The 14,666-nt window shown below is 71.7% G+C and carries 16 protein-coding genes and 1 tRNA gene; 7 read left to right on the top strand and 10 right to left on the bottom strand.

The annotated features are described in order from the left end of the window. Positions 1 to 86: 86 nt before the first annotated feature. From rplL to ACW62_RS22130, 8 genes are all read right to left on the bottom strand, one after another. A complete protein-coding gene (gene rplL / locus ACW62_RS22165) occupies positions 87 to 479 on the bottom strand; it encodes a 50S ribosomal protein L7/L12 (protein WP_053206283.1) in 393 nt (130 codons plus the stop codon). A 78-nt stretch (positions 480 to 557) separates the two neighbouring features. Continuing rightward, on the bottom strand, positions 558 to 1,145 hold the full coding sequence (gene rplJ / locus ACW62_RS22160) for a 50S ribosomal protein L10 (RefSeq protein WP_053206282.1): 588 nt from the start codon (positions 1,143 to 1,145) through the stop codon (positions 558 to 560). A gap of 228 nt (positions 1,146 to 1,373) precedes the next feature. Beyond that, complete coding sequence (locus ACW62_RS22155) at positions 1,374 to 3,119, bottom strand: alpha/beta hydrolase (RefSeq protein WP_053206281.1); 1,746 nt, start codon at positions 3,117 to 3,119, stop codon at positions 1,374 to 1,376. A gap of 116 nt (positions 3,120 to 3,235) precedes the next feature. Beyond that, positions 3,236 to 3,946 carry a 50S ribosomal protein L1 gene (gene rplA, locus ACW62_RS22150; protein WP_053206280.1) on the bottom strand — a complete coding sequence of 237 codons (711 nt, stop codon included), beginning with the start codon at positions 3,944 to 3,946 and terminating at the stop codon, positions 3,236 to 3,238. A gap of 86 nt (positions 3,947 to 4,032) precedes the next feature. Then, positions 4,033 to 4,464 (bottom strand): 50S ribosomal protein L11, encoded by a 432-nt coding sequence (rplK, locus tag ACW62_RS22145; RefSeq protein WP_053206279.1) that lies wholly within the window; start codon positions 4,462 to 4,464, stop codon positions 4,033 to 4,035. Positions 4,465 to 4,529: 65 nt separating this feature from the next. After that, positions 4,530 to 5,324 carry a transcription termination/antitermination protein NusG gene (nusG, locus tag ACW62_RS22140; RefSeq protein ID WP_420843612.1) on the bottom strand — a complete coding sequence of 265 codons (795 nt, stop codon included), beginning with the start codon at positions 5,322 to 5,324 and terminating at the stop codon, positions 4,530 to 4,532. Then, entirely contained in the window at positions 5,297 to 5,545 is a 249-nt protein-coding gene (gene secE, locus ACW62_RS22135) for a preprotein translocase subunit SecE (protein WP_053206277.1), read from the bottom strand. Before secE ends, nusG begins: the two co-directional genes overlap by 28 nt. A 55-nt stretch (positions 5,546 to 5,600) precedes the next feature. Next, positions 5,601 to 5,673, bottom strand: a tRNA-Trp gene (locus tag ACW62_RS22130). A gap of 249 nt (positions 5,674 to 5,922) precedes the next feature. Between ACW62_RS22130 and ACW62_RS22125 the strand changes: the two genes are divergently transcribed. From ACW62_RS22125 to ACW62_RS22105, 5 genes are all read left to right on the top strand, one after another. Next, on the top strand, positions 5,923 to 7,635 hold the full coding sequence (locus ACW62_RS22125; protein ID WP_053206276.1) for a M14 family zinc carboxypeptidase: 1,713 nt from the start codon (positions 5,923 to 5,925) through the stop codon (positions 7,633 to 7,635). A gap of 37 nt (positions 7,636 to 7,672) precedes the next feature. Next, the gene (locus ACW62_RS22120) at positions 7,673 to 8,113 is read left to right on the top strand and encodes a hypothetical protein (RefSeq protein ID WP_053206275.1); all 441 of its coding nucleotides are present in this window, start codon (positions 7,673 to 7,675) and stop codon (positions 8,111 to 8,113) included. A 42-nt stretch (positions 8,114 to 8,155) separates the two neighbouring features. Beyond that, positions 8,156 to 8,785 carry a hypothetical protein gene (locus tag ACW62_RS22115; protein ID WP_053206274.1) on the top strand — a complete coding sequence of 210 codons (630 nt, stop codon included), beginning with the start codon at positions 8,156 to 8,158 and terminating at the stop codon, positions 8,783 to 8,785. 60 nt (positions 8,786 to 8,845) lie between these two features. Then, positions 8,846 to 10,063, top strand: a complete 1,218-nt coding sequence (locus tag ACW62_RS22110; RefSeq protein WP_205629526.1) for a pyridoxal phosphate-dependent aminotransferase — start codon at positions 8,846 to 8,848, stop codon at positions 10,061 to 10,063. A gap of 82 nt (positions 10,064 to 10,145) precedes the next feature. Next, the gene (locus ACW62_RS22105; RefSeq protein WP_420843611.1) at positions 10,146 to 11,099 is read left to right on the top strand and encodes an adenosine deaminase; all 954 of its coding nucleotides are present in this window, start codon (positions 10,146 to 10,148) and stop codon (positions 11,097 to 11,099) included. A 10-nt stretch (positions 11,100 to 11,109) separates the two neighbouring features. On the opposite strand, the gene ACW62_RS22100 is transcribed toward ACW62_RS22105, so the two are convergent. Continuing rightward, positions 11,110 to 11,907 (bottom strand): PIG-L family deacetylase, encoded by a 798-nt coding sequence (locus ACW62_RS22100; protein ID WP_053206271.1) that lies wholly within the window; start codon positions 11,905 to 11,907, stop codon positions 11,110 to 11,112. A 187-nt stretch (positions 11,908 to 12,094) separates the two neighbouring features. Next, positions 12,095 to 12,535: a winged helix-turn-helix transcriptional regulator gene (locus tag ACW62_RS22095; RefSeq protein WP_053206270.1), complete on the bottom strand. Its 441-nt coding sequence runs from the start codon at positions 12,533 to 12,535 to the stop codon at positions 12,095 to 12,097. 80 nt (positions 12,536 to 12,615) lie between these two features. Here ACW62_RS22095 and ACW62_RS22090 point away from each other — a divergent pair, with 80 nt between their 5' ends. Continuing rightward, positions 12,616 to 14,016, top strand: a complete 1,401-nt coding sequence (locus ACW62_RS22090) for an MFS transporter (RefSeq protein WP_205629525.1) — start codon at positions 12,616 to 12,618, stop codon at positions 14,014 to 14,016. Positions 14,017 to 14,110: 94 nt separating this feature from the next. Continuing rightward, positions 14,111 to 14,614, top strand: a complete 504-nt coding sequence (locus ACW62_RS22085; RefSeq protein WP_053206268.1) for a GNAT family N-acetyltransferase — start codon at positions 14,111 to 14,113, stop codon at positions 14,612 to 14,614. The last annotated feature ends 52 nt before the right edge of the window (positions 14,615 to 14,666 follow it).

Genomic DNA, 14,666 nt, shown 5'->3' with positions numbered 1-14,666 from the left:
CCAACGGCAGCAAGGCGGCGAACGCGAACGGGCCCGGCACCCCGCGATGGGGGTACCGGGCCCGTTGCTGTCAGTGGGTCAGCGACTCACTTGACGGAGACGGTGGCGCCGGCGGCCTCGAGGGCCTCCTTGGCCTTGTCCGCGGCCTCCTTGTTGACCTTCTCCAGCAGCGGCTTCGGCGCGGCCTCGACGAGGTCCTTGGCCTCCTTGAGGCCGAGCGACGTCAGCGCGCGGACCTCCTTGATGACCTGGATCTTCTTCTCGCCGGCCGACTCGAGGACGACGTCGAACTCGTCCTTCTCCTCCTCGGCCGGGGCGGCAGCACCGGGGCCAGCGGCACCCGGAGCGGCGGCGACGGCGACCGGGGCGGCCGCGGTGACCTCGAAGGTCTCCTCGAACTTCTTCACGAACTCGGAGAGCTCGATCAGAGTCATCTCCTTGAACGCGTCGAGCAGCTCGTCGGTGTTGAGCTTCGCCATGGTGGCGGTTCCTTTCTCTGTTCGGCTGAATGCCGGGTTGTCGTACGGGCTCGGGGCCGTGGGACGACCCCCGGGCGTTCAGCCCTCGTTCTGCTCCGTCGTCTCGGCCGCGTCGGCGGCCTCGGCGGCGGGTGCCTCGGCGGCGGGCGCCTCGGCTTCGACCTTCTGCCGCAGCGCCTCGACGACGCGAGCGGTCTGCGCCAGCGGGGCGTTGAACAGCGACACCGCGTTCTGCAGCGAGGCCTTCATCGCACCGGCCAGCTTGGCCAGCAGGACGTCGCGCGACTCGAGGTCGGCGAGCTTCGTGATCTCCTCGCCGGTGAGCGGCGCCCCATCGAGCAGGCCACCCTTCACCACGAGGACGGGGTTGGCCTTGGCGAAGTCACGCAGACCCTTCGCGGCCTCGACCGGGTCGCCCTTGACGAAGGCGATGGCCGACGGGCCGGACAGGTAGTCGTCGAGCCCCGAGATCCCGGCTTCCTTCGCCGCGATCTTGGTCAGCGTGTTCTTCACCACGGCGTAGGACGCGTTCCCACCGAGCGACCGACGCAGTTCCGTCAGCTGCTTGACGGTGAGGCCGCGGTACTCGGTCAGCACGACCGCGTTGCTGGCACGGAACTCGTCCGCGAGCTCGGCGACCGCGGCTGCCTTGTCAGGCCTCGCCATGGGGCTCCTTCTTCCGGATGGTGGTGCCGGAAGGACCCTCAGACATGAAGAACGCCCCGGCGCAGGCGCGGGGCGAAGGCACACCGTGAGCACGGTGTCGCGTTTCGTCTCTCACCTGCGCGGGCCGCCCACATCGCTGCGGGTCCTTCGTCACGATCGATGAGCAATCGTGAGACCGGCGGTCTTTGGCAGCGTTCATCGTACGGGCACCGGGGCGCCGTCGCCAAATCAGCCGAACGGACCGGTCTTCTGGTCCTGGAACGAGTGCACCATGTCGCGCAGCTCGTCGGTCCGCCAAGCCGGCCAGTCGTCCGGCGGCGCGACCGCCAGCCAGGCGTCGACCAGCTCGCCGCCGTAGTTGTGCCCGTGCCCGGCCGGCACCGTCGCCGACAGCGCCATATCGGCAGTGACCTGCCAAAACGTGACGAACGGATACCAGTCGAGGGTGGGCAGGACGTCGGGCCCGTGCTCCTCGTCGATCCACTCCGGCCGCTCGAACATCAGATCCCACGACCACAGCGCCACGGGGTCGGAGGCGTGCTGCAGGAACAGCACCGGCGGGCCTTCGTCGAAGGCGAGGTCCATCGGCTCCTGCCAGCCGCCCCAGAACTTCACCTCACGGCCACCGTCGACGACGGGCAGCCGGGCAGGCGAACCGGCGTCGCGCTCGGCGGTCAGCTCGGTGCGCAGCCCGTGCCGGCTCGGCGAGCCGACCCAGAGCGCGCCGTCGACGTTCGAGCGCAGGTCGTCCAGCGAGTCGAAGGCGGCCGCGCTGCCCATGGCGCCGAGGCTCTCGCCGTACACGAGCAGCTTCGGCCGCTGCGACGGCGGACGCTCCAGCCACGCCTCGTGGACGGCCTCGAACAGCGCCCCGCCGGCGATCTGCACCTGCTCCTGGTCGGCGACGAACGAGATCCAGCTGGGCAGGTAGGAGTACTGCAGCGCGACGATGGCGGAGTCACCGTTGTAGAGGTACTCCAGCGCGTCGGCCGCGGCGCCGTCGACCCAGCCGGTGCCGGTCGTCGTCACCACCACGAGGACCTCACGGTCGAAGCCGCCGGCCCGCTCCAGCTCGCGCACGGCCAGCGACGCCAGCCCGGCCGGCGTCTCGGCGGAGTCCATGCCGACATAGGCGCGGACGGGGTCGAGTGCGGGCCGGCCGCTGAACTCCGTCAGATCGTCGGCCGTCGGCCCGGACGACACGAACTCGCGGCCCTTGCGGCCCAGCGAGTCCCACGTCACCAGCGAGCCGGGGCCACCGGAGTGCGTCGCGGAGCCGGGCGCGTTGTTGCCGGCCTCGGTCTCCATGTTCACCGCCGCGAACGCGTCGTTGGCCACGCCCAGCAGGGTCGGATAGAGCAGGCCGGTCCACGACCAGAACGCCACCCCGCCGACGCACAGCACGGACGCGACCAGCGCGACCTGCGGCGGCACCCAGCGGCCGAAGAACCGGCGCAGCCGCCGCGACGCGCCGCGCAGCAGCCGGGCCAGCGCCAGGAACACCACGAAGATGGCGCCGGCGACCAGCAGGATCAGCAGGTAGTGATTGGGCCCCGGGCTCTCGACGTCCATCAGGGCGCGCAGCTCGGTCTGCCAGGCGGCATTGTCGGCGAGGTACCAGGCGACCGCGGCGGCCGCCGTACCCGCCAGGCCCCACCAGGCGATCAGCCGGGTCCGCGCTGACGGCGCCAGCAGTTGCGGCCGTACCCGGCGCACGACCAGCCGGACCACCCAGGCGATCAGCACGCCGAGCGCGTAGCCGATGGTCGCCGTCAGCCCGCTCACCATCGCCTGGTAGATCCAGGTGCGCGGCAGCAGCGTCGGCGTCAGCGACCAGCAGAAGAAGCAGGCGGCGCCGATCAGCCCGCCGTAGTCGGGCCGCAGCCACACGAGGAAGCGGCCGAGCACCGGGATCTCGCGAACCGCCGGCAGCCCGCGGCGAGCGGACGCGCCGCGGTCCAGTACCTGCGTCACCGGTACCACGTCCAGACGGCGGCACGGACAGGACAGCACGACCGCCGCGAGCCAGCGGACTGGATCGCGGCGGTCGGCGGGCGGTGAGGCGTCAGCAACGGCTCACCGGAACGAACTCACGCGTCAGCGGACTCTGCCGCACGCACCTTCGACGGGTCGAGCGGGATGCTCGGGCCCATGGTCGTGGTGAGCGTCGCCTTGCGGATGTAGCGGCCCTTCGACGCCGACGGCTTGAGCCGGTTGACCTCGTCGAGCGCGGCCGCGTAGTTCTCCGCGAGCGCCTGCTCGGTGAACGACGTCTTGCCGATGATGAAGTGCAGGTTCGCGTGGCGGTCGACCCGGAACTCGATCTTGCCGCCCTTGATCTCGGAGACGGCCTTCTCGACGTCCATGGTGACCGTGCCGGTCTTGGGGTTCGGCATCAGGCCGCGCGGGCCGAGCACCCGGCCCAGCCGGCCGACCTTGCCCATGAGGTCGGGCGTCGCGACGACGGCGTCGAAGTCGAGCCGGCCCTTCTGGACCTCTTCGACCAGCTCGTCGCTGCCGACGATGTCGGCGCCCGCCGCCTTGGCCTCCTCGGCCTTCGGGCCCACGGCGAAGACCAGGACCCGAGCGGTCTTGCCGGTGCCGTGCGGGAGGTTGACGGTGCCGCGGACCATCTGGTCGGCCTTGCGGGGGTCGACGCCCAGCCGCAGCGCGACCTCGACGGTGGAGTCGTACTTGGTGGTCGACGTCTCGCGGGCCAGCTTGACGGCCTCGACGGGGTGGTACAGGCGGTCGTGGTCGATCTTCTCGGCCGCGGCGCGGTAGGACTTGCTGCGCTTCATGTCTTCTCCTCGTGGTTCCTGGAGTCGTGGTGCGGGCCCAGCGCTGGGACCCTCCCACTGGCCGGCCGGTCTGCCCGGCCGGCGGTTCAGTCGGCGACCGTGACGCCCATCTGACGGGCGGTGCCGGCGATGATCTTCTCGGCGGCCTCGACGTCGTTGGCGTTGAGGTCGGGCATCTTCTGCTCGGCGATGGCCCGCAGCTGCTCGCGGCTGATCGACGCGACCTTCACGCGGTGCGGCTCGCCGGAGCCCTTGTCGATGCCCGCGGCCTTGAGGATCAGCTTGGCAGCCGGCGGCGTCTTCGTGACGAAGGTGAAGCTACGGTCCTCGTAGACCGTGATCTCCACCGGGATCACGTTGCCGCGCTGCGACTCGGTGGCCGCGTTGTAGGCCTTGCAGAACTCCATGATGTTGACGCCGTGCTGGCCCAGCGCGGGGCCGACCGGCGGTGCGGGGGTCGCCTGGCCGGCCTGGATCTGGAGCTTGATCAGGCCTGCGACCTTCTTCTTCGCTGGCATTCCTCGGGTCCTTGTCGTGATGGTGATGCTGTCCCATGCGCACCGGACGGCGCGCGCGGGGACCGTCAGAGCTTCTGGATCTGGTTGAACGAGAGCTCGACGGGGGTCTCGCGGCCGAAGATCTCGACCAGTCCCTTGATCTTCTGGGAGTCGGCGTTGATCTCGTTGATGGTCGCGTGCAGGGTGGCGAACGGCCCGTCGACCACCATGACGGAGTCGCCGACCTGGAAGTCTACGACCTCGACCTGCTTCTTCTCCTCGGCCGGCTTGGCCTGCTCGGCCACCTGCGGGGCGAGCCACCGCTCGACCTCGTCGAGGCCCAGCGGGATGGGCTGGTGCGCGTGCCCGACGAACCCGGTGACGGCCGGGGTGTTGCGGACCGCGGACCACGACTCGTCGGTCATGTCCATGCGCACCAGCACGTAGCCGGGGAAGCGGTTGCGCTTCACCAGGCGGCGCTGGCCGTTCTTGATCTCGGCGACCTCTTCGGTGGGGACTTCGATCTCGAAGATGAAGTCCTCCATGTTGAGGCTGCCGATGCGGTTCTCGAGGTTGGCCCGGACCCGGTTCTCCATGCCGGAGTAGGTCTGGACGACGAACCACTCACCCGGCTTGGCGCGCAGCACCCGGCGGAACTCAGCCAGCGGGTCGGTCTCCTCGGGCTCGTCGGTGCCGGCGGCGTCGTCCTCGGCGGACTCCGCCTCGGTGGATGCCTCGGCCGGACCGGTCTCGCCCTCGGGCGACTCCTCGGTCTCGACGTCCTCGATGGTCGACTCGTGCTCGGACACGGTGTGCGCTTCTTCCTCCTGGGTGCGGCTGACCACGGGATCGATCAGCCGAAGACCTTGAACATCGCCCAGCCCAGGCCCAGATCGAGCACCGAGACGAAGGCGATCATGATCGCCACGAAGACGAGCACGACGGCCGTGTATGTCAGCAGCTCCTTGCGGGTCGGGTAGACGACCTTCCGCAGCTCGGCCACGACCTGACGGATCCAGAGCGACAGCCGGGCGAACGGCCCGCGGCGCCGGGGCGAACGCGGACGCTCGGGTGTAGCGGTCTTGCCGCTGGTCTCCGTCACGTGCTACCTCGCTGACTCTGGAACAACGTCAGGCCGCTGGGTTGTGGCGACCTCGCAGGGCAGGAGGGACTTGAACCCCCAACCGCCGGTTTTGGAGACCGGTGCTCTACCAATTGAGCTACTGCCCTTCGAATGGACACGACGGTTCCAGCCAAAGTGTGTGGGCACGCTTCGGCTGGGGGTCCGGCGACCACCCAAGAGTGAGAGTGTACGGGGTGAGGGGCGTCCTGGTCTAACTCGCTGCGGAGAGCGCTCGTCACCACCACGAAGGTCATAACGAGGTCACCCCTCGGTCCGTTCCTTGACCTCCGCGTGCGCGCGACGGAATGATCACGGTTCGAGCGAGATGTGCCCTGCCGTCGACCGGGAGGCAACCCGTGGCCACACCGACCGTCCCCGTCCGTCTCGCTGCCGGCGCGCTCGCGCTCGGCCTGGCCGGAGCGCTCTTCGCCGGACCGGTCGCGGCCGGCCGCCCCGCACCGTCCGCCACGCTGCCCGGCGCGGAGGTCACCGTCGTCCGCGTCGAGGCGGGCACCGACGACGACCGCCGCCGGCTGCTCGGCCTCGGCCTGGACGTCGTCGACGCCGACGAGAACGGCGCCGAGCTGTTCCTCTACGACGACGCCGAGGCGGCGGCCCTGCGCGCCGCCGGGTTCGACCCGGTCGTCGTCGACCACGACCGGTCGCCGGCCGCGCTGGCCCTGGAGGCGACCCGCGCCGCCGAGGAGCGGGCCGAGGCGACGGCGGCGACGTCCGAGCTGCCGACCGGGCGGGTGTCGTACCGCACGCTGGACGAGATCGAGGCCGACCTGGCCGCGTTGGAGGCGGCGTACCCGGACCTCGTGCGCCGGTTCGCGCTGCCGCACCCGACGCTGCTCGGCCGCACCGTGTACGGCGTCGAGATCTCCCGCGACGTGCACGCGCCGTCCGGCGAGCCGGTGTTCCTCACGACCGGCGTGCACCACGCGCGCGAGTGGCCGACCGCCGAGGTCACGCTGGAGTTCGCGTGGGACGTGCTGCAGAACGACGGCGCCGACGAGCGCGTCACCCGGCTGCTGGACAACACGACGATGATCGTGGTGCCGGTGGTGAACCCGGACGGCTACGAGCTGTCGCGCAGCCTCGTCAACGAGCAGAAGCGGAAGAACTGCCGGGTGACGCACGGCGCGGTCCCCACCTACGAGCAGTGCGCCGACCCCGTCAACGCCAACCTCGGCGTCGACCTCAACCGCAACTACGCGCCGTTCTGGGGCGGGCCCGGGTCCAGCGGGAACCAGACCGCCAGCAACCACTACGGCGAGGCGCCGTACTCCGAGCCGGAGATCCGCAACATCGCCGAGCTGACCGCCGCCCACCAGGTCACCGTCGCCGTGCACAACCACTCGCCGGACGGCCGGCTGCTGCGCGCCCCCAGCTCGCCGCTGGAGCCGGTGCCCGCCGACGTCGAGGCGTACGACGCGCTGGCCCAGGAGCTGGGCGCCGCGCTGGACTGGCCGGCCGGGCCGTGGCCGGACATCTACTACGAGGCCAGCGGCGTCGCCGAGCAGAACGCCTTCTACACCGCCGGGATCTTCGGGTTCACGACGGAGATGACGCCGGGCCACGACGGGCTGGCGCGGTTCCACCCGCCGTACGAGTACGTCGTCGACCAGTACTTCGGTACCGGCAGCTACCCCGGGTCCAGCATGCGCGAGGCGCTGCTGATCGCGTGGGACGCCGCCGCCGACCCGGCGCTGCATTCCGTGCTCACCGGGCGGGCGCAACCGGGCGTGGAGCTGACCATCGCCAAGGACGTCGTGGTCGACTCGTCGCCGGTGACGCTGCCCGGCGCGGGCACCGTGGTGCTGCCGACGGACGTGTCGCTGGCGTCGACGCTGACGGTGCCGGCGAGCGGACGGTTCGAGTGGCACGTCCAGCCGTCGCCGCGGCCCAGCCAGTACGAGTCCGCGCGTCTGCCGGAGAGCTGGACGGTGTCCTGCCGCAACCGCTCCGGCCGGGTCGTCCACAGCCAGCAGGTGACGGTCGAGCGCGGCCAGAGCGCCGACCTGGACCTGCGCCGCTGCCCGGCGGTGCCGCCGAGGGGCCGCTAAGGTCGATACACGGGCCCGCGACGGGACGGAGAACGGCATGAGCGGCACGGCAGCCGAGTTGCGCCCGCCCCGCGACGTCGTCCGCGCCGTGCGGCTCATGTACGCCGGCGCCGCGCTGACGGCGCTGCTCGGCCTGCTGCGGCTGATCGACCCCGACGCGTACGAGGACGCCCTCGACACCTCGTCCGGCACCAGCGCCCGCGGCTCGTACGTCGCGTACCTCTTCGTCGTCGCGCTGATCTGGCTGCTGGTGGCCCGGTACTGCGCGCGCGGCAGCCGGCGGGCCCGCCTGGCCGCGACCGTCTTCGCCGTCCTGTACGTGGCCGCCGTCGCCGCGACGCTCGCCGGCTCGCCGCGGTTCGACGCCTACAACGTCGTGAGCGTGCTCGTCGCGGTGGTCGGGGCCGCGGTGATCTGGCTGCTGTACCGGCCCGATTCGCGGCGCTGGTTCCTGCGTCAAACCCCTCCGACCAGCTAGTGTGCGTGCCGAGAGGCACCCGACGACGATGGAGAATCGACCATGAGTGGCACCACCCCTCCGCCGGGATCCGGTCCGGGCGAGGACGAGAACCCGTACGCACAGTCGGGCCAGGGCCGGCCGCCGGAGCAGCCGTGGGGGGCCACGCCGCCACCCAGCGGCCCGCCGGCGTGGAGCGGGCCGGTCGACGGGGGCGCCTCCGCCTGGGGCGAACCCGCGGCGCCGTCCGAGCCGCCGCAGTCGATCCGGCGCGCCGCCATCCTCATGTACGTCGGCGCCGGCCTGTCGGTGCTCGGCCTGCTGTTCACGCTGCTGGCCCGCGACTCCATCAAGGACGCGATCGCCGACAACGACAGCAGCCTCAGCGCCGACGACGTCGACGCCGCCGCCAACCTCATCGTCGGGGTGGGCATCGTGGTCGGCCTCATCGGCGCCGCGCTGTGGCTGTGGATGGCCTACGCCAACAAGGCCGGCAAGTCGTGGGCCCGGGTGGTGGCCACCGTGCTCGGTGGTCTGAACATCCTGTTCACACTGTTCTCGCTGAGCGGTGGCGGCGGCCTCAACCTGATCATCAACGTGGTGACGATCGCGCTGGCGGGGTACATCCTGTACCTGCTGTACCGGCCCGAGTCGAGTGCCTACTACGCCGCCATGGGCGGCAAGCGGCGCTGACGCGTCCAATCGGCGCAACCCCTTGGCGCGGCGCGGCGTGGTGATGCCAAGATGAACGGCATGACCTCGCCTGCGCCCGCCGGCGCCCGCCCCCGCGTCTCTGCCCGCATCGCCGCCATCGCCGAGTCGGCCACGCTCGCGGTGGATGCGAAGGCGAAGGCGCTCAAGGCGGCGGGCCGGCCGGTCATCGGCTTCGGCGCCGGTGAGCCCGACTTCGCGACGCCCGACTACATCGTCGAGGCCGCCGTCGAGGCCTGCCGCGACCCCCGCAACCACCGCTACACCCCCGCCGGCGGCCAGCCGGAGCTGAAGCAGGCCGTCGCGGCGAAGACGCTGCGCGACTCCGGCTACCAGGTCGAGCCGAGCCAGGTGCTCATCACCAACGGCGGCAAGCAGGCCGTCTACGAGACCTTCGCGGCGCTGCTCGACCCGGGCGACGAAGTGCTCATGCCGACGCCGTACTGGACCACGTATCCCGAGTCCATCGCGCTGGCCGGCGGCGTCCCCGTCGAGGTGCTGGCCGACGAGACCACCGGCTACCGCGTCAGCGTCGAGCAGCTCGAGGCGGCCCGCACGCCGCGCACCAAGGTGCTGCTGTTCGTGTCGCCGTCGAACCCCACCGGCGCCGTGTACTCCCCCGAGGCGGTCCGCGAGATCGGCCGTTGGGCGCATGCGAACGGCCTGTGGGTCGTCACCGACGAGATCTACGAGCACCTCGTCTACGGCGATGCCACGTTCTCGTCCATCGTCGTCGAGGTGCCCGAGCTGGCCGACACCTGCGTCGTCGTCAACGGCGTGGCCAAGACGTACGCGATGACCGGCTGGCGGGTCGGCTGGATGATCGGCCCGAAGGACGTCATCAAGGCGGCCGGCAACCTGCAGTCGCACGCCACGTCCAACGTCTCCAACGTCGCGCAGCGGGCCGCGCTGGCCGCCGTCTCCGGCGACCTCGCCGCCGTCGCGCAGATGCGGTCGGCCTTCGACCGCCGCCGCCGCACCATGGTGTCGATGCTCAACGAGATCGACGGCGTCTTCTGCCCTGAGCCCGAGGGCGCGTTCTACGCGTACCCGTCGGTGAAGGACGTGCTCGGCCGCACCATCGCCGGGCGCACGCCGAAGACCAGCGCCGAACTGGCCGAGCTGATCCTCGAGGAGGCCGAGGTCGCGGTGGTGCCGGGCGAGGCGTTCGGCCCGAGCGGCTACCTGCGGCTCTCGTACGCCCTGGGCGACGACGATCTCGCCGAGGGCGTCGGGCGCATCCAGCGGCTGCTCGGCTGAGCCCCGTCGCGTGACCGAACCGGCTCCTCGCGACCTGCGGGCCCTGCCCAAGGCGCACCTGCACCTGCACTTCACCGGGTCGATGCGGCACGCGACGCTGCTCGACCTCGCCGACGAGCACGGCGTGCGGCTGCCCGACTCGCTGCGCGAGGACTGGCCGCCGCTGCTGTCGGCGGCCGACGAGAAGGGCTGGTTCCGGTTCCAGCGGCTGTACGACCTCGCGCGGTCGGTGCTGCGGACGGAGTCCGACGTGCGGCGGCTGGTCACGGAGGCGGCGGAGGACGAGGCGGCCGAAGGGTCGGGCTGGCTGGAGATCCAGGTCGACCCGTCCGGCTACGGCGGCCGGTTCGGCGGCATCACGGCGTTCACCGACCTCGTGCTCGACGCCGCGCGGGCGGCGTCCGACTCGACCGGGGTGGGCATCGCCGTCGTCATCGCCGCGAACCGGACCCGGCACCCGCTCGACGCCCGCACGCTGGCCCGGCTCGCCGTCCAGTACGCGGGCCGCGGCGTGGTCGGGTTCGGGCTCTCCAACGACGAGCGGCGCGGCGTCATCGCGGAGTTCGCGCCGGCGTTCGCCATCGCCGGGCGGGCCGACCTCATCTCCGTACCGCACGGTGGCGAGCTGCGCGGCCCCGACAGCGCCCGCGCCTGCCTCGACGACCTCCACGCCGACCGGCTGGGGCACGGCATCCGCTCGGTGGAGGACCCGGCGCTGCTCGCCCGCATCGTCGACGCGCGGACCACCCTCGAGGTCTGCCCGGCGTCCAACGTCAGCCTCGGCGTCTACGCGACGCCCGCGGACGTGCCGCTGCGCACCCTGGCCGACGCGGGCGCGCGGGTGGCGCTGGGCGCCGACGACCCGCTGCTGTTCGGGTCGCGGCTGCTGGACCAGTACGAGACGGCGCGGCACGTGCACGGCTTCTCCGACGCCGACCTGGCCGAGCTCGCCCGCGGCTCGATCGAGGGCTCGTCCGCGCCGTCCGACGTCCGCAAGGTCCTCCTCGAAGGCGTCGACGGCTGGCTGTCGTCCTGAGCCTGCGCGGTCAGGCGAGGATGGCGGCGGGGGCGGCCAGCTCGTCGAGGATGCCGGGGCCGTCGCCGGTGCGCAGGTACCACTCGTAGCCGTACGCCTCGTCGAAGCCGGCGTGGCCGAGCGACTCGGCGCTGACCTGGCTGGCGTGCACGGCGATGGCGGCCCGCTTGACCGCCAGCTCCCCCGCCGTCGCGCCGATGCGCAGCGCCACGTCACCCGAGGGCACCCCGAACGGCAACCCCGTCGCCTCGGCGGCGGCGTGAATGAGGTGCGAGCGGGTGACGCGGTCGTGCAGGTGGTCGCGGTCGACGGTGGACTGGTAGGCGGCGACGCCGGTCAGCCGGGCGGCCGCCGCGCCGATGCGGTGCGCCGCCAGGTGGTCCGGGTGCCCGTAGATGCCGCGGCCGTCGTCGTGGACGAGCGCCTCGGCCGACTCCTCGTCGATCAGGGCGGCGACGCGGCGGGCGACCCGCTCGGGGTCGGCCGCCGCGAGGGCGTCGGGGTGGACGTTGTCGGCGGCGCCGGGCAGCCCGGAGTCGCGGGCGCCGAGCAGCACCAGCCGCTGCACGCCCAGGAGGGACGCCGCGCTCTCCAGCTCGGCGACCCGCCGCTGCGCCATCGTCTCGCCGGGCGAGAGCGGCACGTGCACCTCGCCCAGCTCGCCGAGCGTGGCGGTGACCAGCACGACCCGCGCCCCGGCGTCGGCCAGCCGGCGCATCGTCACGCCGGTGAAGATCGCCTCGTCGTCGGGGTGGGCGTGGAGGACGAGGACGGTGCGCCTGCGGAGGGACGAGGGATTCGAGAGCATTCCTGCCTGCTGTGGTGACGGAGCCGGCGAAGGGCTCCGGAGGTGGTCGGGTCGCGGGTGAGGTTCAGCGACAGCGACAACAGCAGGGCATGCCGAGAACCGCCGGGACGGCGGTGCGGGTCGGCATGGCGATCACGAGCGCAGAGTCTGCCACATCGCCGGGCGCCCGCGCACCCCGTTCCGGCGATCAGGCGTCGACGAGGTCCGCGTCGGCCGCGGCGCGGCGGTCGTACTCGTCGCGGGCGGCGGCGATCTCCGGCCGGTGCTCTTCGGTCCAGTTGACCAGCGCCTCGATGGTGTCGTGCAGCGTGGCGCCGAGCGGCGTCAACTCGTAGTCGACCCGAGGCGGCACGACGGGGTGCACGGTGCGGCGGACCAGGCCGTCGCGCTCCAAATGGCGCAGGGTGACCGTGAGCATGCGCTGGCTGATGCCGTCGATCTCGCGCCGCAGCTCGGTGAACCGCAGGCGCCGGAGGTCGAGCAGGGCGATGACCAGCAGCGACCACTTGTCGCCGATGCGGTCGAGGATCTGCCGGACGTCGCAGTCTTCGCGCGGGTCCCACTTCTGGCAGTACGCGGGGTCGGTTACCGGCGTGTACCCGGGTGACTTCGAAGTGCCTTCTTCCATGGTCAGCCATAGTGCCGGAAGATGCGGTCAGTGACAAGAAGTAACCGACCCTCATCCTGATAACCATGAAGGAGCGCTCCGTGCCAACCCCGACGGCACCCGCCGACCGGCTCACCGGCCGCGGCTGGGCCATCCTGATCGTGCTCAGCAGCGCGATCTTCCTCGAAGGCCTCGACGTCTCGATGATGGGCGTCGCGCTCCCCTCGATCCGGGCCGACCTCGGCCTGTCCACGTCGTCGCTGCAATGGGTGGTGAGCGCGTACGTGCTCGGCTACGGCGGCTTCGTGCTGCTCGGCGGCCGGGCCTCCGACCTGCTCGGCCGGCGGCGGATGTTCGTGCTCTGGCTCACCGTCTTCCTGCTCTTCTCCGGACTCGGCGGCCTGGCGACCGACGGCTGGATGCTGATCGTCGCGCGGTTCGTCACCGGCGTCGCGGCGGCGTTCCTGACTCCGGCCGGCCTGTCCATCATCACGACGACGTTCACCGAGGGGCCGCAGCGCAACCAGGCGTTGCTGGTCTACGCGGGCATCGCGGCCGGCGGCTTCTCGCTGGGCATGGTCATCGGCGGGCTGCTGACGTCGATCGGCTGGCGCTGGGTGTTCTTCGCGCCGGTGCTGCTGGCGGCGGCCATCCTGGTGGCGGGGGTGCGGCTGATCCCGCACGACACTCCGGCCGCGCGGACCGGCGGCGGGTACGACGTCGGCGGCACGCTCAGCCTCACAGCCGCCATGCTGCTGCTCGTCTACACCGTCGTGATGCTGCCGGAGGTGTCCGCGGGCCGAACGGCCACGACGGCGGCCGCGGGCGTCGCGCTGCTGGCGCTGTTCGTGACGATCGAACGGCGCTCGAGCACGCCACTGCTGCGGCTCGGGCTGTTGCGGTCCGCACCGCTGGTGCGGGCCAACGCGGGCGCGATGCTGCTGCTCGCCGGGTTCGTCGGGTTCCAGTTCATCGCCGTGCTCTACCTGCAGGAGTACCGCGGCTGGTCGGAGCTGCAGACCGGGCTGGCGCTGATGATCCTCGGGCTGGACGCGATCCTCGCGCCGACCCTGACGCCGGTGCTGGTCCGCCGGTTCGGCAACGGCCGGGTGATCGTCGCCGGGCTGATGCTGGCCACCATCGGCTACGCGCTGTTCCTGCGGGTCGGCGCGGACTGGACGTACGCGGCGATGCTGCCGTCGCTCCTGCTGCTGACCACGGCGTTCGCGCTCGCCTACGGACCGCTGACGATCGCCGCCACCGACGGCGTCGCCGCGGAGGAACAGGGCCTGGCCAGCGGCGTCCTGACGACGTCGTTCCAGTTCGGCGCCGCGCTCGGGCTGGCCGTCGTGACGGCGGTGGTCGTCAGCGGCAGCGGGCCGGCCGGCGCCGACCTGGACACGTTCCGGACGGCGCTGCTGGTCCCGCTGGCCGGGGCCGTGATCGGCGTCGCCATCACCGCGTCCGGACGCTCTCATGGTCATCCAGGTTTTGTGGCGTGATAGCACCCCAAAACTTGGATGATCATGGATCGGTGGCTACCGGCAGCGACAACATCCCAAGATCAAATCGGACTCACTCATCTAGGATGAGCCGATGACCGACGCCGTCACGACCGCCCGGTTGCTGGTGCGCCCGCCCGAAGAGCCCGACCGCGCGCGGTTCGTCGAGCTCTTCCAGGACGAGGAGTTCATGGCGTTCGCGCCGTCGGTGCTCACCGCCGAGCAGGCCGAGGCCCGTTTCGACCACATGGCCGACGTCTGCCGGACGATCCCGTTCGGCAAGCAGCCGGTGGTCGAGCGGGCCACCGGCCGCGTCGTCGGCTACACCGGAGTCGACCACATCGAGATCGACGGCCGGGACTGGCTGGAGTGGGGATACCGGTTCGTGCCGGAGGCGCGCGGCCACGGATATGCCACCGAGGCCAGCGCGGCGCTGCTGGAGCACGCCCGCCGGACGTACACCGGCGAGCTGCTGGCGATCATCGACCCCGAGAACGGCCCGTCGAAGCGGGTCGCCCGCAAGCTCGGCTTCGCGTTCTGGACGCAGACGACGATCGATGGCGACCGCTGCGACCTCTACACGCTGACACTGGAGTAACTTCGGTCGAGTCCGGACCAGAGACCGGCGGGCACACGACCGTGACGACGCG

This window comes from Jiangella muralis (assembly GCF_001270745.1).
In the GTDB taxonomy this organism is placed as follows: domain Bacteria; phylum Actinomycetota; class Actinomycetes; order Jiangellales; family Jiangellaceae; genus Jiangella; species Jiangella muralis.
This window is presented reverse-complemented; position numbering and strand designations above follow the sequence as displayed.

Coding starts and splice junctions, on each gene's coding strand:
- rplL (WP_053206283.1), bottom strand. CDS start 479: ATGGCGAAGCTCAACACCGACGAGCTGCTCGACGCGTTCAAGGAGATG.
- rplJ (WP_053206282.1), bottom strand. CDS start 1,145: ATGGCGAGGCCTGACAAGGCAGCCGCGGTCGCCGAGCTCGCGGACGAG.
- rplA (WP_053206280.1), bottom strand. CDS start 3,946: ATGAAGCGCAGCAAGTCCTACCGCGCCGCGGCCGAGAAGATCGACCAC.
- rplK (WP_053206279.1), bottom strand. CDS start 4,464: ATGCCAGCGAAGAAGAAGGTCGCAGGCCTGATCAAGCTCCAGATCCAG.
- ACW62_RS22120 (WP_053206275.1), top strand. CDS start 7,673: ATGAGCGGCACGGCAGCCGAGTTGCGCCCGCCCCGCGACGTCGTCCGC.
- ACW62_RS22115 (WP_053206274.1), top strand. CDS start 8,156: ATGAGTGGCACCACCCCTCCGCCGGGATCCGGTCCGGGCGAGGACGAG.
- ACW62_RS22110 (WP_205629526.1), top strand. CDS start 8,846: ATGACCTCGCCTGCGCCCGCCGGCGCCCGCCCCCGCGTCTCTGCCCGC.
- ACW62_RS22105 (WP_420843611.1), top strand. CDS start 10,146: ATGCGGCACGCGACGCTGCTCGACCTCGCCGACGAGCACGGCGTGCGG.
- ACW62_RS22100 (WP_053206271.1), bottom strand. CDS start 11,907: ATGCTCTCGAATCCCTCGTCCCTCCGCAGGCGCACCGTCCTCGTCCTC.
- ACW62_RS22095 (WP_053206270.1), bottom strand. CDS start 12,535: ATGGAAGAAGGCACTTCGAAGTCACCCGGGTACACGCCGGTAACCGAC.
- ACW62_RS22085 (WP_053206268.1), top strand. CDS start 14,111: ATGACCGACGCCGTCACGACCGCCCGGTTGCTGGTGCGCCCGCCCGAA.